Consider the following 17,982-nt stretch of genomic DNA (forward strand, 5'->3'; position numbering starts at 1 on the left):
GCCCACGCCCACCCCTCGCCGCCCCGGCCTGGCCGACATCGTGGCGGGCGTCTCCATCGCAGGCCTGCTGCTGCCCGAGGCCGTGGCCTATTCGGGCATCGCGGGGCTGCCGCCGCAGGCCGGCGTGATCGCGCTGTTCGCGGGCCTTCTCGTCTACGGCCTCTTCGGCAGCAGCCGCTTCGCGATCGTCTCGGCCACCTCGTCTTCCGCCGCGGTGCTGTTCGCGGCCACCATGTCGGTGACGGGTGTCGATGCGGCCACGCGGCTCGCGATGGGCGCGGGCATCGTGCTGCTGGCCGGGGTGTTCTTCGTCATCGCCGGCATTGCCAGGCTCGGTGCGGTGTCCAGCCTGATCGCCAAGCCGGTGCTGCGTGGCTTCGCGCTGGGGCTTGCGCTGACCATCGTGGTCAAGCAGCTGCCCAAGGTGCTGGCGGTGCAGCCGGCGCACAGCGATTTCTTCCGGCTCGCCGCAGGGCTCGCGGTCCAATGGCGGCACTGGAGCCTTGCGGGGGCGGCCATGGCGCTGGTAGCGCTCGTGCTGCTGCGCGGCCTCGCGCGATGGCGCGCGGTGCCGGCGGCGCTGCTCGTGATCGTAGCCGGCATCGCGCTCGACGTGAGCGGGCTGTGCCATGCTTGGGGCGTGGCGTCGGTGGGGCCGATCTCGCTCGACTTCTCGCACCCGGGCGTTTCTCAGCTCGACCGCTCGCAATGGCAGAGCCTCGGCGGGCTGGCCTTTGCGATGGCGCTGATCCTCTATGCCGAGTCGTACGGCTCGATCCGCACCTTCGCGATGCGCCACGGCGACAACGTGTCGGCCAACCGCGACCTGCTGGCGCTCGGTGGCGCGAACCTGCTGTCGGCGCTGTTCCAGGGCATGCCGGTGGGCGCGGGCTACTCGGCCACGTCGGCCAACGAATCGGCCGGTGCGCAGAGCCGCGCGGCCGGCATCGTGGCGGGGCTGGTGGTGCTGGTGGCTGTGCTGACGCTGCTGCCGTGGATCGCGCACACACCGGAGCCGCTGCTGGCGGCCATCGTGATCCACGCGGTGAGTCACACGCTGAACCCGGCAGCACTGCGGCCGTACTTCCAGTGGCGGCGCGACCGGCTCGTGGCATTGGTGGCGGTGGCCGCGGTGCTGCTGCTGGGTGTGCTCGACGGCTTGCTGGTTGCCATTGGCGTGAGCCTGCTGCTGCTGCTGCGCGGCTTCTCGCGCACCACCGTCAGCTGGCTCGGGCGGCTGGGCGGGAGCCATGACTTTGTCGACACGGCACGCCACCCCGAGGCCGTGGTGCCGCCGGGCGTGCTCATCGCGCGACCCGAGGTGCCGCTGTTCTTCGGCAATGCGGATGCGGTATTTGCGTCGATCCGCGCGCGCATCGACGCGACGCCGGGCCTGCAACGCATGGTGCTGAGCCTGGAGGAGTCGCCGGACCTCGACGCGACCAGCATCGAGGCGCTGTGCGACTTTGCGGCCTATGTGCGCGTGCGTGGCGCGCGCCTGTCGCTGGCGCGCGTGAAGGACGGCGTGCGCGACCTGCTGGCCAAGGTGGATTCGCCCGACCTGAAGGCGCAGGTGTATGCGCCGTGGAGCGTGGACGACGCGGTGCAGTAGCCTTGGCGGGGCGGTACCCCAAAAGCATGCCGACTACTGAACATGGCGCTTCATGACAGTCAGATGTCCGCGGCGATCTCCCGCGTGATGCGCAGGAATTTCTCCACATCCGCGATGGAGTTGCAGTGCAGCGGCGACACCCGCACCGTGCCCGCGAGCCCGAAGGATTCGAGCATGCGCTTCGAGTAGATGCTGGTCGCCACGCGCTCGTAGACTGTCACGCCGCGCAAGCCGTACTCGACCACGGCTTGCGTGCAGTCGATGCGGTCGAAGCCGATGCCCAGGATCAGGTCGCGCTTGCTCAGGTCCTGGTAGTCGAGGAACACATTGACGCCCTCGAGCTTGCGCATGCCGGTGGTGTTTTCGTTGCCGTCCAGAAGCACTGCCAGCAGCGCGCGCTCGTGCAGTTCGATGTGCGTGATGCCTGCCGAGAACAACGCGCGCCGGTCTGTGGCGTCGACGAAGTGCCCGCCGAGCCAGCACACGTAGTCGACGATTTCCGTGAGCACCGCGAACTGCCACGGCGCGGCGCTGCCCAGGTCCCAGTAGCCAGGCTTCTTGCCTGCGAGCTTGTGGTGCGGCAGCACGGCCGCGCGCTCGGACATCCATGACAGCCCCGAGCCCCGGCAGCCGAAGAACTTGTAGGGCGCGAGGTTGATGCCGTCCACCGGCGTCTTCTGCAGGTCGATGAGGCCGTGCGGCGCATGCTGCACGGCGTCCACCAGGATGTACAGGTCGGGCTTGATCTCGCGCGCGCGGCGCACGATCTCGGCCATGTCGAGCTTGGCGCCCGAGATGTTCGACGCGTAGATCACGTTGAGCAGGCAGGTGTTCTCATCGACCAGCCGCACGATCTCGTCCACGTCGACGCCGCCGGTCACCGGGTTGCTCTTCGCCACGCGCAGCTCGCGGCCGAGGCGCTCGGCATACAGGCTCATCGCGTCGAAGGCCGAGGGGTGCTCGAGCACGGTGGTGACCATGTTCGTACCCGGCACGTTCTCGGCCACCGCGCGCACCATGTCGAACATGGCGCCCGATGCGGTGAGCGAGGCGTACACACTGCCGCCGGTGGCGTTGAGGATGGTGCGCAGGTCGGCGCTTCCCTTGGCCTGGATGTCCTGCAGCTCGACGGCCGTGGCGTGGATGCGCTCGGCGTTGTCGGGAATGGCGTCGACCTGCGCGAAGCGCTCGGCCGCGGCCTTGAGGCGGAAGGAGCCGCCCGCGTTGTCGAAGTACAGGCGTTCGCGGCCGTGGTGGTCGTGGTCGACCTGCAGGAAGCGGCTCTTCACCTCGCGCATGAGCGCGTCGGAGAAGGCCAGTCCGTGGGGGTGGTTCGAAGACAGCTTGGAATCCATCGCTCAGACGCCCTTGTTGTTGGGGTTCTTGTAGATCTCGCGCACCGCGTCCGACATCGGGAAGTTCAGGTTCGCGTTCTTCGGTGGAATCGGCGAGAGGAACCACTTGGTGTAGAGCTGCTCGATGGCGCCCGACTTCATCAGGCCGGTGACGGTCTCGTCGACCAGCGCCTTGAACTGCGGATCGTCCTTGCGCAGCATGATCCCGTAGGGCTCCTGGCGCAGCGACTCCTTCAGCAGCTTGTAGTCGCCGGGGTTGGTCGCGCTGGCGACCATGCCGGCGAGCTGCACGTCGTCGAGCACGTAGGCATCGGCGCGGCCGGTGGACAGCAGCAGGAAGCCGTCGGAGGTGTCCTTGCCGGCGATCTCGTTGACTTCGATGGCGCCGCTCTTGCGCGCGCCGCGCAGCAGCTGGATCGAGGTGCTGCCCGAGACAGTGGCCACGTTCTTGCCGTTGAGGTCGGCCAGCGCGTTGATGCCCGAGGACTTCTTCACGGCGGCGGTGATGTTGGTCACGAAGTGGCTGGGCGCGAAGTCGACCTGCTGCTGGCGCTGCGTGGTGTTGGTGGTGGTGGCGCAGTCGAGGTCGACGGTGCCGTTCTGCAGCAGCGGGATGCGGTTGGTCGAATTCAGCATGGTGTAGCGCACCTCGATCTTCGCGAGACCAAGCTTGGCCTTCACCGCGTCGACGATCTTCAGGCAGATGTCGTTGGTGAAGCCGATGGGTGCGCTGTCGGCGCTGAGCTTGTACGAGAACGGGATCTGGCTGTCGCGCGCGCCGATCTGGATCGTGCCGCTCTCCTTGATCTTCTGCAGGGTGCCGCCGTCCTGTGCGCTGGCGGCGCCGCAGGCGAAAGCGAGGATGAGGCCGAGTGCGAGAGGCAGTTTCCTGAGGTCCATGGTGGTTCCTTGAAGAGTCGATGACGTTGGCTCGGGCGAATCTTCGGCTTCCCGATGAATTTCTAAAAGCGATTTTTTGTGATCGAATCGCATGAATAAAAGCGTTCTATCAATCACATATCGATGGAGCCGCGATCGTGATGACCTTCAAGCAACTCGAAGCCCTGTACTGGATCGCCCGCCTCGGCGGCTTTGCGCAGGCGGCCAACCAGCTCAACACCTCGCAGTCGGCCATTTCCAAGCGGGTGCACGAGCTGGAGCAGCTGTTCGACACCGAGCTGTTCGACCGCAGCCAGCGCACCGCGCGGCTCACCGAGAAGGGCGAGGAGATGTACGTGCTCGCACAGAAGCTGCTGGCGCAGCGCGACGCGGCCATCGAGCAGTTCGGCAAGCCCGGCGTGGTGGAGCGGCGCATCCGCATCGGGGTGACCGAGCTGACCGCCATGACGTGGCTGCCGCGGCTGGTCGGCCTGATCCAGCAGCACTACCCCAAGGTGATCCTCGAGCCCGACGTGGACGACAGCCTGCAGCTGCGCGACAAGCTGCTGGCCGACGAACTCGACCTCGTCATCGTGCCTGACACCTTCGCCGACTCGCGGCTGCAGCACAAGGCCATCGGCCAGGTGACGAGCGCATGGATGTGCAAGCCCGGCGTGGTGCCAGCCGGCGGCACCGTGCGGCTGCACGAGCTCGCGCGGCATCGCATGCTGGTGCAGGGCAACAACTCGGGCACCGGCCGCGCCTATGACGCCTGGATGAAGGAGCAGGGCGTGCAGCCCGCCAACGTGATCGTGGTGAGCAACCTGGTGGCGCTGACCGGGCTCACTGTGTCGGGACTGGGCGTGAGCTACCTGCCGCGCCAATGCCTGCAGCCGCTGGTGGCGGCCGGCATGCTGACGGTGATCGATGTGGCGCCAGCCCTGCCCGTGGTGCGCTACGTGGCGATGCACAAGGGCGAGCACCGCAGCGCGCTCACCTCGTCCATCGTGATGCTGGCGCAGGCGTGCTGCGATTTCACTCGCATGTTCCAGGCACAGGCGGAAGAGGAGCCGGCGCGGGACTGAGCTTGCCGATCTTGTGCGGCGCCTCAGCAGTCGTGGTCGACGGGGGAGAGGTCCGGATGCAGTTGCTGAAGTGCCAACGACAACCGGACCACCCGCTCTCGCGCGCCCGGCTCGCCCCGGGCCAGGGCGCCCAACGCGGCTTCGTAGTCGTCCGTGAGCTGCTGCCACAGCTCGAAATCAGCACCAAGGCCTTCAGCGTCCTTGTCCATCTTTGCTCCTGTCGGAATTCGACGGCCAATAAGATGTACAAGTTTGACTGATTTTTGCCGAGAGTGTTAGAACTTTAGAGGTCTTGAGGTTATTCCCGGCCAGATATGGCGCCCCGCCCCGCTCTTCAGGCCCCCCGCGCCAGCATCCGGCCCGCCCGCGCAAGCACCCGGGCTTCGGCCTCGCCGCCCCGATAGGCCAGCACGCCGTTCACGAACACCCGTTCCACGCCCAGGCTCACACCGTGCGGCTGCTCATAGGTGGCGGTGTCGGCGATGGTCTCGGGGTCGAATACCACCACGTCGGCCATGGCGCCCGGGCGCAGCAGGCCGCGCTCGGCAATGCGCAGGTTGCGCGCCGTCATGCCGGTCATCTTGTGCACTGCCTGTTCAAGTGTGAAAAGGCGGCGTTGGCGCCAATAGCGTGCAAAAACGCGCGGAAAGGCGCCCCAGAGGCGAGGATGCGGATGGCGGTCGTGCGGCAGGCCGTCGCTGCCGATCATGGTGAGCGGGTGCGCGATGACGCGCTCCACGTCTTCCTCCTGCATCTGGAAATAGCAGGCGCCGCCCGGTTTCAGGCGCAGGCAGGCCTCCTGCTCGGTGGTGCCCCATTCGCGCGCGATGTCGGAAATGAGCCGGCCCATCATCTCGGGATGCGGGTCGGACCAGGTGAGCAGCACGTCGATCACGCCGTCGACCAGGTCCTCGCGCAGCACGGTCGAGCCGGCCACATAGGGGTAGACGTCCATCGCGATCTTCTGGCGCTGCGCCAGCGACTCGATCAGCGGCAGGGTTTCCCTGGTACGGCCCCAGTTGGCCGGCCCGGCGCACTTGTGGTGCGAGATGACGAGCGGCACGCCGGCGCTGAAGGCCGAGTCGCCGGCCTCGTGCAGCGCCTCGATGATCTGCTGCATCTCGCTGCGCAGGTGCGTGGCGTAGACGCCGCCGTGGCGGGCCACGACGCGCGCCAACGCCGTCACCTCCTCGGCGGGCGCGGCAAAGGCTTCTTCGTAGAACAGGCCCGACGACATGCCGTGCGCTCCGTCGGCCATGCAACTGTCGAGCAGCGCTTCCATGCGCGCCAGTTCGTCGGCGCTGGCGGGACGGTCCAGCGCCTGCATGGTCGCGAAACGCAGCGTGGTGTGGCCGACCAGTGCGGCCACGTTGAGCGCGGGCTGCGTCGCATCGACGGCCGCGCGGTATTCCGCCATGGTCGCGTGCTTGAACGAATCGGCGCCCAGCAGCGTAAGAGGCGGCTTCGATTGCGGCGTGCGGTACGGTGCGAGCGAAATGCCGCAGTTGCCCGTCACCACCGTGGTGATGCCCTGCGACACCTTGGGCAGGCACAGCGGGTCGCGCAGCACGATGGCGTCGTCGTGCGTGTGCGCGTCGATGAAGCCGGGCGCGATGACCTTGGCGCGGCAGTCGACGATCTCGACGTCGGCCAGCGCGAGGCCGTCGGGCAGCCGCCCGCGCAGGCCTTCGCCGAGCGCGACGATGCGGTCGCCCTGCAGCAGCACGTCGCCGGGCCACGAGGGGCCGCCCGAGCCGTCGACCACGAGGCCGGCCTCGAGCAGGATGGCTTTGGAGTCCTGGCTCACGATGCTCGCCCTCCGCCGCTGATGCCGCCGCCATCCCAGCTCTGCAGCGGATGCGTGGTGGCGTCGATGCCATGGCGCTGGAAGGCCTCGCGCGCGCGCTGCAGGCGCTGCACTGCGGGCTCGCCGCGGCGCTGGGCCACGAGCACGGTGAGGATCTCGATGGCCGTGAGGTGCGTCAGGTAGGCGTCGATGCCCACGTGCATTACCGCGTCGTCCGGCACCGAGAGTCCGAGCAGAAAGTCGGCCTTGGCCGCCAGCGCCGTGCCGGGCCGGGTGATCGCGACCACCTTGGCACCCTGCCCGCGCGCGATGTCCACCGCGTCGAGCAGCGAGGGCATGCCGCCCACGTGCGAGATGGCGATGACCACGCCGCCCGGGCGCTGCGCCGCGCCGGCCACCTGCTGCAGGTGATAGTCGGCCCAGGCGTTGGCCGACAGGCCGAGGCGGAATAGCCGGGCCTGCAGGTCGTTGGCCATGAACCATGAGGTGGCGCCCGCGCCATACAGGTCGACGTGCGGCGCGGCCGCGATGGCGGCCACTGCACCGTCGAGCACCTGCATGTCGAGCTGGCCGCGCACGCCCGAGACCGAGGCCGCCGCGCTGCGCGCGATCTTGCCCACCACTTCGTCGGCCGCATCCTCGATGTTGACGCGGCGGTGCAGCGGCGAGCCGCCCAGCGCCAGTTCCTGCGCGAGCGCGAGCTTGAACTCGCGCAGCCCGGCAAAACCGAGGTCGCGGCAGGTGCGCATGATGGTCGGCACCGAGCTGCGCGAGCGTTCGGCCAGCTGCTCGAAGCTTTCCTCGAGCACGCGGTCGGGGTCTTCGAGGATCAGGTCGAGAATCGCGCGCCGCGTCGCCGGGGCGTCGCTGCGGATCTCGCCGATTTTCTGAAGCAGGGAAGGAGTCATCGGTGCGTGTTCAGAAGTGCATGGCGACAGCGTCGCTCACACGGTAGTCCTGTTCGACGACAGGCATCCAGTGCCATTTGTCGAAGGTCGTGCAGGGGTGCGAAATGCCGAGGCCGACGCGGTCGCCGACCTTGGGCGCCTCGGCGTCCTCGCCCGCGTCCCAGCGCAGGTAGGCATGCTGGTCGTTGAGTGCGGTGATCTTCCAGCCGGCGGGCACGGCCTGTGGCTGCAGCACGCCGCGCGCGGCACGTGCGATGGGCACGGGTAGCGACAGGTCGAAGGAGATGTCGCGCTTGCCCACGGCAAGGATCGCGAGGCCGGGCTCGGGGCGCGACTGCACCGTGGCCCAGACCTCCATCGCCGGCACCAGGCTTTCGCCGCAGCCGCAGCCCAGGCGCTCGTCCACCGCGCTGACCATGCGCTTGTAGAAGCCGTGGTCGTGCGTGACGTAGCAGCCCGAGCGCAGCAGACCGCGCACCGGCGCGCCGAGCGCGGGCTTGAGACGCCCGGCCACGAGGTCGAAGATGGCCGAGCCGCCTGCGGACACCAGCACCTCGTCGGTCTCGAAAAGTTTTTCGGTGTCGCAATGACGGGCGACGGCTTCCACGCGGTCCATCAACGTTTTGGCGTAGGCCGTGTCGGGCTCGCTGGCGCCGGTCGCGCCCTGCCCTTCGTAGGTCTCGATGCCGACGAGCTTCGCGGCGCTGCTGGCGCGCAGCCGCGTGGCCAGCGTGACGGCTTCTTCATGCGTGCGGCAGCCGGTGCGTGCACCGTCGACGCCGATCTCGATCATCACCTCGAAAGGCTCGCTCGCGGGATGGCGCGATGACCAGTCCTCGATCAGCGCGAGCTGCGCCAGCGAATCGACCAGGAACACGATGCGCAGGTCGGCATGGTCGGCCAGCAGCAGCTGGATGCCCGCGAGGTCTTCGTCGCTCACCACCTGGTTGGCGATGAGCGTGCGGCGCGCGCCGGCCGCCACGCCCACGGCAAGCTGCGTGACGGTCGCGAAGGTCAGACCCCAGGCGCCGGCGTCGAGCTGGCGCTGGAACAGCTGCGGCGACATGGTGGTCTTGCCGTGCGGTGCGAGGTCGATGCCCCATTCGCGCACGCGCGACTGCATCCACGCGAGGTTGTGCTCGAGCGCCTCGCGCTTGAGCACGGCCAGCGGCAGCGGCAGGTCGCCGGCCAGCACGTTCCAGCCGGCGGCGCCGATCTCGCTGCGGCGGCGCGGCGGCTGCGTGCGCGGGTAGCCCTTGAAAATGCTGCTCAGCAGCGGGTCGTTGAAATCGGTGGTGGCGGTATCGGTCATGGTCGTGCGGCAATGTTGGAGAGCAATTCCTTGCGGATGCAGGCGCTGTAGTGTCCGGCGGAAATCTCGTCGAGCGGCGGCACCGTTTGCGCACAGGCCTCGATGGCGTGCGGACAGCGCGTGCGGAACACGCAGCCCGAGGGCGGCGAGATGGGGCTGGGAATGTCGCCCTTCAGCGCGATGCGCCCGGTCGCGACCTCCGGGTCGGGCTTCGGGCTCGCGGCCAGCAGCGCCTGGGTGTAGGGGTGCGAGGGTCGGGCGAACAACTCGTCGGTGGTGGCGACTTCCATCACCTTGCCGAGGTACAGCACCACCACGCGGTCGCACAGGTACTCGACCACGTCGAGGTCGTGCGAGATGAAGAGCATCGTCAGGCCCAGCCGCTCGCGCAGGTCGGCCAGCAGGTTGATGACCTGCGACTGGATCGACACGTCGAGCGCCGACAGCGGCTCGTCGGCCACGATGAATTCGGGCTCCACCGCGAGAGCGCGCGCCACGCCGATGCGCTGGCGCTGCCCACCCGAGAACTCGTGCGGAAAGCGGCTCGCATGCTCGGCGCGCAGGCCCACGGTTTCGAGCAGTTCGGCAATGCGCTTGTCGCGTGCGGCCGCACCCTTGTGCAGGCCGTGCGTGGACAGCGCCTCGCCGAGGATGGCGCTGATGCGCATCTTGGGGTTCAGGCTGGCATACGGGTCCTGGAAGATGATCTGCAGCTTGCTGCGCAGCTTGCGCATGCGTTCGCCCGTCAGCGTGCCGATGTCGTCGCCGCGGTACAGCACCTGGCCGCTCGTGCGTTCGAGCAGGCGCAGCACGGTGCGGCCGATGGTGCTCTTGCCCGAGCCCGATTCGCCGACGAGGCCCAGCGTCTCGCCGGGCCGGATCGCGAACGACACGTCGTCGACCGCGCGCACGGGGCGATCGCTGCTGCCGAAGTACTTCTTGAGTCCGCGGACTTCGATGAGGGGGACGGCGGTGGTCATCGTGGGTGTTTTGTATTGGCTCCCTCCCCTTCCGGGGGAGGGTTGGGGTGGGGGCACGACGGCACTGGATGAAGCACTGCGCCGAACAAACGCCGCTTGCCCCCATCCCAGCCTTCCCCCGGAAGGGGAAGGAGCAACACGCCAGGCAGTGCGCTTCTCATGCGACCCTCTTCAGGGGTTGCGCTGGCTGCACGCGGATGCAGCGGGCCTGGCGGCCGTGGTGTGTTTCGATCAGCGGCGGCATTGCGCTGCGGCATTCGGGCAGCGCGAGGTCGCAGCGCGGCTCGAAGGCGCAGCCGGGCGGCGGCGCGAGTGGGCTCGACACCTGCCCGCGAATCGCGAACAGCCGCTTCGGCTTGGGCTGCCCCGGCAGCCGCGCCTTGCCCGGCAGGCAGGCCAGCAGGCCCTGCGTATACGGATGCTCGGGCTGCGCGAACAGCGGCCGCACGGGCGCGCTCTCGACCACGCGGCCCGCATACAGCACCACCACGTCGTCGGCATGGTGCGCGACCACGCCAAGGTTGTGCGTGATGAACAGGATGCTCATGCCCGTTTCGGCTTGCAGCCGGCGCATGAGTTCGAGGATCTGCGCCTGGATGGTCACGTCGAGCGCGGTGGTGGGCTCGTCGGCGATCAGCAGCGTCGGGTCGCAGGCCATGGCCAGCGCGATCATCACGCGCTGGCGCATGCCGCCCGAAAGCTGGTGCGGGTACTCGTGGATGCGCTGCGCTGCGGCCGGGATCTCGACCAATTCGAGCATGCGCAGCGCATGCGCCAAAGCAGCCTTGCGATCGAGGCCCTTGTGCAGGCGCACGCTCTCGGCGATCTGTTCGCCGATGGTGAACACCGGGTTCAGGCTGGTCATCGGCTCCTGGAAGATCATCGACAGCTGGTTGCCGCGCAGCGACCGCATCTCGCGTTCGCCGATCTGCAGCAGGTCGAGCGTCTTGCCTTCGCGCGTCACGAACGCGGCGCTGCCGCTGACCTGCGCGTTCGCGGTCTTGGGCAGAAGGCGCATCAGCGTGAGGCTGGTCACCGACTTGCCCGAGCCCGATTCGCCGACCAGCGCGGTGGTCTTGCCGGGCTGGATGGAGAAGCTCACGTCGGCCACCGAACGCACGAGGCCGTCTTCGGTGGGGAAGCTGGTGCTCAGGTTGCTGACCGTGAGACGTGGTGTTTGATTGGCGTTCGTCATCACGATGTCTTCTTGAGCTTCGGGTCGAGCAGGTCGCGCACACCGTCGCCCAGCAGTTGCAGCGACAGCGCCGTGAAGATGATCGCAAGCCCCGGGAACAGCACCACCCAGAAGGCCTGGTGCGCGTACTGCTGGCTGCCCGCGACCATCGTGCCCCAGGTCGGAATCTCGGGCGGCACGCCGACGCCGAGGAACGACAGACCCGCTTCGGCCAGGATGGCGTAGGCGAAGATGAACGACACCTGCACCAGGATCGGCGACATCAGGTTCGGCAAGATGTGCCGCCACAGGATGCGCGAGGTGCGCACACCCAGCGCACGCACCGCTTCGACAAACAGCAGTTCGCGCACCACCAGCGTCGAGGCCCGCACCACCCGCGCCACACGCGGCGTGTAGACCAGCACCAGCGCAAGCACCGTGTTGATGAGCGACGGCCCGAGGATCGCCACCAGCGCAATGGCCAGCAGGATGTCGGGGAAGGACATCATCGCGTCGACCACGCGCATCAGCGGCGCGTCGAGCCGGCGGAAGAAGCCGGCCATCAGGCCCAGCACCGTGCCGGCGATAACGGCACCCAGCGCCGTGAGCGCAGCGATGGCCAGCGAGTAGCGCGCGCCGTGCACGATGCGCGAATACAGGTCGCGGCCCAGTTCGTCGGTGCCGAGCAGGTGCTCGGCGCTCGGCGCCTTCAGGCGCTGCAGCACCGCCGTGTCGTTGGGATCGATGGAGGCGAACAGCGGAGCGCCGATCGCCAGGATGGCGATCACCAGCAGCACCAGAGCGGAAACCATCACGATGCGGCGATGCATCAGCTGGCGGAGCATTCGAGGCATGCGCATCGCTCAGACCTTCACGCGCGGATCGACCACTGCGTACAGCAGGTCGATCGAGAAATTGATGAGCACATAGATCGCGGCGATCACGAGCAATGCACCTTGAATGACCGGGTAGTCGCGCCGCAGCACGGCGCTGACCACCAGGTTGCCCACGCCGGGCAGGCCGAACACGGTCTCGGTGATGACGGCGCCGCCGATCATCAGCGCGACCGTGAGGCCGATCACCGTTACGATGGGCACCAGCGCATTGCGCAGCGCATGCTTGAGCACCACCGTGCTTTCGCTCAGGCCCTTGGAGCGCGCCGTGCGCACATAGTCTTCGCCGAGCACGTCGAGCATCGAGGCGCGCGTGAAGCGGATGATGAGCGCCGAGTTCAAGAGGCCCAGCACCGTGGCCGGCAGCACCAGCGCGTGCAGCCGCTCGGCCAGCGCCGCATCGGGCGCGCCGTAGCCCGACACCGGGAACCAGCCGAACGACACCGCGAAGATCTGGATCAGCACGATGCCCAGCCAGAAACTCGGAATGCTCGCGCCCAGCATCGCGATGCCGGTGAACAGCTGGTCGACCACGCGCCCGCGGAACACGGCCGAGACGATGCCGCAGGGCACGCCGATCAGCGCGGCGATGGCCACGGCCATCAGCGCGAGCAGCGTGGTGGGTTCGGAGCGCTCCCACAGCGCCTGCGTCACGGGACGCTGCAGGAAGATCGAGGTGCCGAGATTGCCCTGCAGCACCTCGCGCAGCCAGTAGCCGAACTGCACGGGCAGCGGCTTGTCGAGGCCGTACTCCTTCTGCACGCGGGCGATGTCGGCCGCGGTGGCCTGGTCGCCCAGCAGCACCGAGACCGGGTCGCCCGATGCGGCGCGCGTGAGCACGAAGACGAGCACGGCCACGATGGCGAGCACGACGAGCATGCCTGCGGCGCGGGAAGCGATGTAGCGGATCATGGGGCGGTTATTGCTTCAACGGCCTCGTTACTTACTTGATCCGGGCATTCCAGAAGAACGGCCAGGTCGCGGGCTGGTAGTTGTCCAGCGCCGGGCTCTTTGCCGACAGGCCGTTGAACTTGCCAACATTGATGTACGGCACCTCGTCGTAGACCACCTGCTGCACCTTGCCCCACAGTGCGCCGCGCTTGGCAGGGTCGCTCTCGACGTTGAAGGCCTGCAGTGCCGTCTTCTTGGCGGGCGTGTCCCACCAGCCGGGTGCGCCGTCGCCGAGCTGCGGCGGCGAGAGCATCGGCTCGGGGAACTGGCCCGAATGTGTGACGTAGATGTCCCACAGCTTGGGGTCGTTGCGGCGCTGCACCAGCGTGGCCCAGTCGACCACGTTCAGGTCGACCTTGAAGCCGGCACGCTTGAGCTGCTCGGCCATCAGCAGCGCCATGTTGTAGTGGAAGTCGTACTGGCGGCTGGTGATTACGCGGATCGGCTCGCCCTTGTAGCCGGCCTTGGCCGCGGCCTCCTTCGCCTTGGCGGCGTTGCGCTGGTTGTACTGGTCGGCACCGGCCGCCGAATAGAACGGCGAGCCCTTCGGGAAATGGTTGCCTTCGGCCACGAAGAAGCGCGTGTCGCCGAAGCCGGCCGCGAGCATCTCGCCTTCGCCGAGCGCGGTCTGGATCGCCTGGCGCACCGGCTGGCTGGCGGCCACGCCTTCCTTGGTGTTGAGCACGAGGTACGGGAAGCCGAACGACGGCGTCATGATCGGCACCGTCTTGCCGCCCGACTTCTCCAGGCGCGGCAGCGCTTCCACCGGCAGCAGGTCGGCAAAGTCGTACTGGCCGGCCAGCGCGCCTTCGACACGCGTGCTGGCGTTGGGCACGGGCACGAAGCGCAGTTCCTCGATCGCCGCTTCGCGCTTGCCGCCATAGCCGCTCGCCGGTTCCTTGCGCGCGCTGTACTTGTCGAAGCGCGTGAGCAGCACGAACTGGTCGGGGCGGCGTTCCTTGAACTTGTAGGGGCCGGTGCCGACGAAGTCCTTCAGCGGCGAGGCGATGGAATCCTTGGCCATGATCGCGGCCATGCCGCTGGGCAGCGCGAGCTGCGACAGCAGCGGTGCATAAGGCTCCTTCAGCACGACTTCGACCGCCAGCGGGCCCTTGGCCTTGAGGCTGGCGACCTCCTTGCCCACGGCCTTGCCGCGCGGCGACTGGTCCATCCAGCGCTGCAGGCTGGCCACCACGTCGTCGGCGTTGAGTTCGCGCCCGTTGTGCAGCATCACGCCCTTGCGCAGGGTGATGGCGTAGGTCTTGCCGTCGGCCGAGATCTTCGGCATGCCTTCGGCCAGCATCGGAACCACGTTCCACTTGGCGTCGAAGGTGTAGAGCGTCTCGTACACGTGCTGCATGATGGTTCCGACCAGGTCGGCCGTGGAGGCCATCGGGTCGAGCGTCTGCGGCTCGGCCACCATCGCCAGCGTGGCGAAGTTGCGCGGGCCCTGGGCGTGGACCTGCTGATGGGGCAGCGCGGCGCACAGCATCGCGAGCAGGGAAGCTCCCAGCAGGCTGCGCTTCGACAGCTTGGGCAGGCGCTGGGCAACAGGACCGACGTGGGGCATGGGGAACTCCTTCATGGGGCGTGCGAGTTTGTGAAAGAAAATTTCTCTTCGGCTTGGACTTTGAAGCAGTATTCATGCCAAATCATCCGTGTTAACCCTCGATCAAGGGTTGTTCTGAAAGAGATTTTCAGATTGAGCGCGATACTCGCGGCTCTCCTTCCTTCACTACTCTTCACCTTTCAGGAGTCTCCATGCCCCTCGAATACCTCGGCGCCCCGCCCGTCGCGTCCGACCGCCAGGCCCGCCCCTTCTCCCCGGCCGTGCGCGCCGGCGACTTCATCTACGTGTCGGGCCAGGTGCCGGCGAACAAGGATGGCGAGATCGTGGTGGGCGGCATCGAGGCGCAGACGCGCCAGGTGATGGAAAACCTCAAGACCGTGCTCGCGCTGGCCGGCGCCACGCTCGACGACGTGTGCAAGAGCACTGTCTGGCTGCAGGACGCGCGCGACTTTGGTGCCTTCAACCGCATCTACATGGGCTACTTCGGCGAGAACAAGCCGGCGCGCTCGACCACCGAGGCGCGGCTGATGGTCGACGCCAAGGTCGAGATCGACGTGGTGGCCTACAAGCCGAAGGCCTGAGGACGCGGGAGCGGACTTCAGCCCTTCAACTCGGTCTTGCGCTGGATGATGCGCGAGACCAGGCCGTACTCCACGGCCTCCGCGGCCGACAGCCAGCGGTCGCGCTCGATGTCGGCCAGCACCACGTCGATGGGCTTGCCGGTTTCGCGCGCGATCTCGTGCGCGATGCGCTGGCGGGCCTTGATGATTTCCTGCGCCTGGATCGCGATGTCCGTTGCCTGCCCGCCCGCGCCGCCACTGGGCTGGTGGATCAGGAAGCGCGTGTTGGGCAGGCACACGCGCCGCTCGCGCGGCGCGGCCAGGAACAGGTGCGTGGCCGCGCTGCCGACCCAGCCGGTGCCGATCATGTTCACCGGCGCGCTGATGAAACGCACGATGTCGTGGATGGCATCGCCCGACTCCAGGTGGCCGCCGGGCGAGCTCACGAGGATGTCGATGGGCTTGTCGGCGCTGTCGGCATCGAGCGCAATGAGCCGGCGCGTCACGTCGGCGGCCACCGAGTCGGTGACGGTGCCGAAGATCAGCAGCGTGCGCGACTTGAACGCCTTCTCCTCCAGGTAGGAGTTGCGCGGCTCGGCGGTGGCCGCGGGCTTGGTGTCGTCTTCGGATTCCATTGAGAACATGGGCAGCATGAAGCAGGCTCCTGTGGTTTTGGACTGTCGGGCTGTCTTGACGGACAAGCCCCAGTTTCGCGGCATTGGGCCGGTCGTGCCAGGCCGGCCCGAATCACCCCGCCAGCCGCCCCGCCACTAACTGCAGCACCCGGTCGCAGCGCTTCGCCAGGTCCTGGTCGTGCGTGACCATCACGAACGCCGTGCGATGCCGGTGCGCGAGGTCGAGCATCAGCGCGAACACCGTGTCCGCCGTGCTGCGGTCGAGGTTGCCGGTGGGCTCGTCGGCCAGCACGCAGGCCGGCTGCGTGACCAGCGCACGCGCGATCGCCACGCGCTGGCGCTCTCCGCCCGACAGCTCGGCCGGACGGTGATGCAAACGCTGGCCCAGGCCCACGCTTTCGAGAATCTTCGCCGCCGACTGCGCGGCCGCATGCGGCTCCACGCGGCGGATCTTCAGCGGCATGGCCACGTTGTCGAGCGCGCTGAACTCGGGCAGCAGGTGATGGAACTGGTAGACGAAGCCCAGGTGCTGGTTGCGCAGCCGCCCCTGCTCTGCCGCGTCGGCGTGCGCGATGTCCTGGCCGAGCAGCTCGACCTTGCCCGTCGTGGGCGCATCGAGCCCGCCCATCAGGTGCAGCAGCGTGCTCTTGCCGGAGCCCGAGGCGCCGACGATGGCCAGTGTTTCGCCTGCGTGCACGTCGAGGTCCACGCCGTGCAGCACGGTCAGGTCGAGCCTGCCCTCGTGGAACCGCTTGGTGAGGCCGCGGGCCTTCAGAACGACACTGTTGGCGCCGGACCGCCCCAAGCCAATAGCGGCCCCCTCGGAGGGCAGCGAGGTCACGACAGTGCCGAGCGTGGGGGTCGGTTCACTCATAGCGCAGCGCCTCGGCCGGGTTCACGCGGCTGGCGCGCCAGCTCGGGTACAGCGTGGCGACGAAGGCCAGCACCAGGGAAATGATCGCGATCGGCACGATGTCGCTTTGCTGCGGATCGCTCGGCATCTTGCTGATCAGGTAGATGTCCTTCGGCAGGAAGCTCGCGTGGAACAGCTGCTCCAGGAAGGGCACGATCACGTCGATGTTGTAGGCGATGCCCAGGCCCAGCAGCAGGCCGGCCACGGTGCCGATCACGCCCACCATCGCGCCCTGCACCACGAAGATGCCCATGATGCTGCGCGGCGAGCTGCCCAGCGTGCGCAGGATGGCGATGTCGGCGCGCTTGTCGGTCACGGTCATCACGAGCGTGGAGACGAGGTTGAAGGCCGCCACTGCCACGATCAGCGTGAGGATGATGAACATCATGCGTTTTTCGACCTGCACGGCCGCGAACCAGGTCTTGTTCTGGCGCGTCCAGTCGCGGATGAGGAACTCGCCCGGCAGCGTCACGGCCAGCTGGTCGGCCACGTCGCGCGCCTCGTTGAGGTTCTTGAGCTTCAGGCGGATGCCCGTGGGCCCTTCGAGGCGGAACACCTTGGCAGCGTCCTGCTCGTGGACCATGGCGAGCGCCGAGTCGTATTCGTAGTGGCCCGAGTCGAAGGTGCCGACCACGGTGAACTGCTTCAGGCGCGGCACCACGCCCGCCGGCGTGACCTGCCCGCCCGGCGCCACCAGCGTGACCTGGTCGCCCGGCTGCACGAAGAGCGAACGCGCCAGCTCCGCGCCGAGCACGATGCCGAATTCGCCCGGCACCAGCTTGTCGAAGGTGCCCTTGGAGGCGATGCCGTTGATGTCGGTGACTTCGGGTTCGAGCTTGGGATCGATGCCGCGCACGATGGTGCCCTTCATGTCCTCGCCGCGCGCAATGAGCGCCTGCGTGTTGATGAAGGGCGCTGCGCCGACCACCTCGGGGTTCTTGCGGGCAGCGGCCGTGATCGTGTCGAGGCCCTGCAGCGCCTGGCCGTCGCGCGAGAAGATCTCGATGTGCGACACCACGCCGAGCATGCGGTCGCGCACTTCCTTCTGGAAGCCGTTCATCACACTGAGCACAATGATCAGCGCCGCCACGCCCAGCGCGATGCCGAGCATCGAGACACCGGAGATGAAGGAGATGAAGCCGTTGCGCCGCGTCGCCCGGCCTGCGCGCGTGTAGCGCCAGCCGAGCTGCAGTTCATAAGGAAGTCGCATCAAATTCCCCGCCGAGCCGCCTCAAGGGGAATTTGCCCACCCTCGGGGGGCAGCGAATACACGAAGTGAGGAGCGAGGGGGTAGGTCATCGGCGGAATTGTGGCATCCCGGATTCCCTTGGGGCTTCCCGGACAATAG

17 protein-coding genes are annotated in these 17,982 nt (G+C 67.8%); 3 read left to right on the forward strand and 14 right to left on the reverse strand.

The genetic code is table 11. The features are described from left to right. A partial coding sequence (locus ACCC97_RS14890; RefSeq protein WP_413333545.1) for a SulP family inorganic anion transporter occupies positions 1-1,612 on the forward strand: 1,612 nt, incomplete at its 5' end. Between the two features lie 59 nt (positions 1,613-1,671). Here the strand turns inward: ACCC97_RS14890 and ACCC97_RS14895 are convergent. Together ACCC97_RS14895 and ACCC97_RS14900 are read right to left on the reverse strand one after the other, a co-directional pair. Continuing rightward, positions 1,672-2,967: an aminotransferase class V-fold PLP-dependent enzyme gene (locus ACCC97_RS14895; RefSeq protein WP_007837460.1), complete on the reverse strand. Its 1,296-nt coding sequence runs from the start codon at positions 2,965-2,967 to the stop codon at positions 1,672-1,674. 3 nt (positions 2,968-2,970) lie between these two features. After that, the gene (locus ACCC97_RS14900) at positions 2,971-3,867 is read right to left on the reverse strand and encodes a transporter substrate-binding domain-containing protein (protein ID WP_007837461.1); all 897 of its coding nucleotides are present in this window, start codon (positions 3,865-3,867) and stop codon (positions 2,971-2,973) included. A 140-nt stretch (positions 3,868-4,007) separates the two neighbouring features. Here ACCC97_RS14900 and ACCC97_RS14905 point away from each other — a divergent pair, with 140 nt between their 5' ends. Further along, positions 4,008-4,931 (forward strand): LysR family transcriptional regulator, encoded by a 924-nt coding sequence (locus tag ACCC97_RS14905; protein WP_007837462.1) that lies wholly within the window; start codon positions 4,008-4,010, stop codon positions 4,929-4,931. Positions 4,932-4,954: 23 nt separating this feature from the next. Here ACCC97_RS14905 and ACCC97_RS14910 read toward each other — a convergent pair whose 3' ends face one another. The 9 genes from ACCC97_RS14910 to ACCC97_RS14950 form a co-directional block, all read right to left on the reverse strand. Continuing rightward, a complete protein-coding gene (locus ACCC97_RS14910; RefSeq protein WP_007837463.1) occupies positions 4,955-5,140 on the reverse strand; it encodes a hypothetical protein in 186 nt (61 codons plus the stop codon). A 125-nt stretch (positions 5,141-5,265) separates the two neighbouring features. After that, positions 5,266-6,738, reverse strand: coding sequence for an N-acyl-D-amino-acid deacylase family protein (locus tag ACCC97_RS14915; RefSeq protein WP_007837464.1), 1,473 nt, complete (start codon positions 6,736-6,738; stop codon positions 5,266-5,268). Continuing rightward, positions 6,735-7,646: a MurR/RpiR family transcriptional regulator gene (locus ACCC97_RS14920; RefSeq protein ID WP_007837465.1), complete on the reverse strand. Its 912-nt coding sequence runs from the start codon at positions 7,644-7,646 to the stop codon at positions 6,735-6,737. The genes ACCC97_RS14915 and ACCC97_RS14920 overlap by 4 nt, the downstream gene beginning before the upstream one ends. A 10-nt stretch (positions 7,647-7,656) precedes the next feature. After that, entirely contained in the window at positions 7,657-8,958 is a 1,302-nt protein-coding gene (locus tag ACCC97_RS14925; protein WP_413333548.1) for an amino acid deaminase, read from the reverse strand. Next, entirely contained in the window at positions 8,955-9,938 is a 984-nt protein-coding gene (locus tag ACCC97_RS14930) for an ABC transporter ATP-binding protein (RefSeq protein WP_007837467.1), read from the reverse strand. Before ACCC97_RS14930 ends, ACCC97_RS14925 begins: the two co-directional genes overlap by 4 nt. A gap of 157 nt (positions 9,939-10,095) precedes the next feature. Continuing rightward, entirely contained in the window at positions 10,096-11,133 is a 1,038-nt protein-coding gene (locus tag ACCC97_RS14935) for an ABC transporter ATP-binding protein (protein WP_413333550.1), read from the reverse strand. Beyond that, positions 11,133-11,972, reverse strand: coding sequence for an ABC transporter permease (locus ACCC97_RS14940; RefSeq protein WP_007837472.1), 840 nt, complete (start codon positions 11,970-11,972; stop codon positions 11,133-11,135). The genes ACCC97_RS14935 and ACCC97_RS14940 overlap by 1 nt, the downstream gene beginning before the upstream one ends. A gap of 3 nt (positions 11,973-11,975) precedes the next feature. Continuing rightward, the gene (locus ACCC97_RS14945; protein WP_056586187.1) at positions 11,976-12,917 is read right to left on the reverse strand and encodes an ABC transporter permease; all 942 of its coding nucleotides are present in this window, start codon (positions 12,915-12,917) and stop codon (positions 11,976-11,978) included. Between the two features lie 31 nt (positions 12,918-12,948). After that, on the reverse strand, positions 12,949-14,526 hold the full coding sequence (locus tag ACCC97_RS14950; RefSeq protein ID WP_413333552.1) for an ABC transporter substrate-binding protein: 1,578 nt from the start codon (positions 14,524-14,526) through the stop codon (positions 12,949-12,951). Between the two features lie 191 nt (positions 14,527-14,717). Between ACCC97_RS14950 and ACCC97_RS14955 the strand changes: the two genes are divergently transcribed. Then, positions 14,718-15,107, forward strand: coding sequence for a RidA family protein (locus ACCC97_RS14955; RefSeq protein ID WP_007837475.1), 390 nt, complete (start codon positions 14,718-14,720; stop codon positions 15,105-15,107). Positions 15,108-15,124: 17 nt separating this feature from the next. Here the strand turns inward: ACCC97_RS14955 and ACCC97_RS14960 are convergent, their stop codons facing one another. The 3 genes from ACCC97_RS14960 to ACCC97_RS14970 form a co-directional block, all read right to left on the reverse strand. Beyond that, the gene (locus ACCC97_RS14960) at positions 15,125-15,739 is read right to left on the reverse strand and encodes an ATP-dependent Clp protease proteolytic subunit (RefSeq protein ID WP_007837476.1); all 615 of its coding nucleotides are present in this window, start codon (positions 15,737-15,739) and stop codon (positions 15,125-15,127) included. 94 nt (positions 15,740-15,833) lie between these two features. Continuing rightward, entirely contained in the window at positions 15,834-16,595 is a 762-nt protein-coding gene (lolD, locus tag ACCC97_RS14965) for a lipoprotein-releasing ABC transporter ATP-binding protein LolD (protein ID WP_413333553.1), read from the reverse strand. Continuing rightward, positions 16,588-17,844: a lipoprotein-releasing ABC transporter permease subunit gene (locus ACCC97_RS14970; protein WP_007837493.1), complete on the reverse strand. Its 1,257-nt coding sequence runs from the start codon at positions 17,842-17,844 to the stop codon at positions 16,588-16,590. The genes lolD and ACCC97_RS14970 overlap by 8 nt, the downstream gene beginning before the upstream one ends. Between the last annotated feature and the right edge of the window lie 138 nt (positions 17,845-17,982).

Source organism: Variovorax sp. Varisp85 (assembly GCF_047304045.1).
In the GTDB taxonomy this organism is placed as follows: Bacteria; Pseudomonadota; Gammaproteobacteria; order Burkholderiales; family Burkholderiaceae_C; genus Variovorax.

Excerpts from the sequence above, each read along its gene's own strand:
- ACCC97_RS14905 (WP_007837462.1), top strand. The coding sequence starts at position 4,008 with ATGACCTTCAAGCAACTCGAAGCCCTGTACTGGATCGCCCGCCTCGGC.
- ACCC97_RS14950 (WP_413333552.1), bottom strand. The coding sequence starts at position 14,526 with ATGCCCCACGTCGGTCCTGTTGCCCAGCGCCTGCCCAAGCTGTCGAAG.
- ACCC97_RS14930 (WP_007837467.1), bottom strand. The coding sequence starts at position 9,938 with ATGACCACCGCCGTCCCCCTCATCGAAGTCCGCGGACTCAAGAAGTAC.
- ACCC97_RS14935 (WP_413333550.1), bottom strand. The coding sequence starts at position 11,133 with ATGACGAACGCCAATCAAACACCACGTCTCACGGTCAGCAACCTGAGC.
- ACCC97_RS14970 (WP_007837493.1), bottom strand. The coding sequence starts at position 17,844 with ATGCGACTTCCTTATGAACTGCAGCTCGGCTGGCGCTACACGCGCGCA.
- ACCC97_RS14940 (WP_007837472.1), bottom strand. The coding sequence starts at position 11,972 with ATGCGCATGCCTCGAATGCTCCGCCAGCTGATGCATCGCCGCATCGTG.
- ACCC97_RS14945 (WP_056586187.1), bottom strand. The coding sequence starts at position 12,917 with ATGATCCGCTACATCGCTTCCCGCGCCGCAGGCATGCTCGTCGTGCTC.
- ACCC97_RS14955 (WP_007837475.1), top strand. The coding sequence starts at position 14,718 with ATGCCCCTCGAATACCTCGGCGCCCCGCCCGTCGCGTCCGACCGCCAG.
- ACCC97_RS14910 (WP_007837463.1), bottom strand. The coding sequence starts at position 5,140 with ATGGACAAGGACGCTGAAGGCCTTGGTGCTGATTTCGAGCTGTGGCAG.
- ACCC97_RS14900 (WP_007837461.1), bottom strand. The coding sequence starts at position 3,867 with ATGGACCTCAGGAAACTGCCTCTCGCACTCGGCCTCATCCTCGCTTTC.
- ACCC97_RS14920 (WP_007837465.1), bottom strand. The coding sequence starts at position 7,646 with ATGACTCCTTCCCTGCTTCAGAAAATCGGCGAGATCCGCAGCGACGCC.
- ACCC97_RS14925 (WP_413333548.1), bottom strand. The coding sequence starts at position 8,958 with ATGACCGATACCGCCACCACCGATTTCAACGACCCGCTGCTGAGCAGC.
- lolD (WP_413333553.1), bottom strand. The coding sequence starts at position 16,595 with ATGAGTGAACCGACCCCCACGCTCGGCACTGTCGTGACCTCGCTGCCC.
- ACCC97_RS14895 (WP_007837460.1), bottom strand. The coding sequence starts at position 2,967 with ATGGATTCCAAGCTGTCTTCGAACCACCCCCACGGACTGGCCTTCTCC.
- ACCC97_RS14960 (WP_007837476.1), bottom strand. The coding sequence starts at position 15,739 with ATGCTGCCCATGTTCTCAATGGAATCCGAAGACGACACCAAGCCCGCG.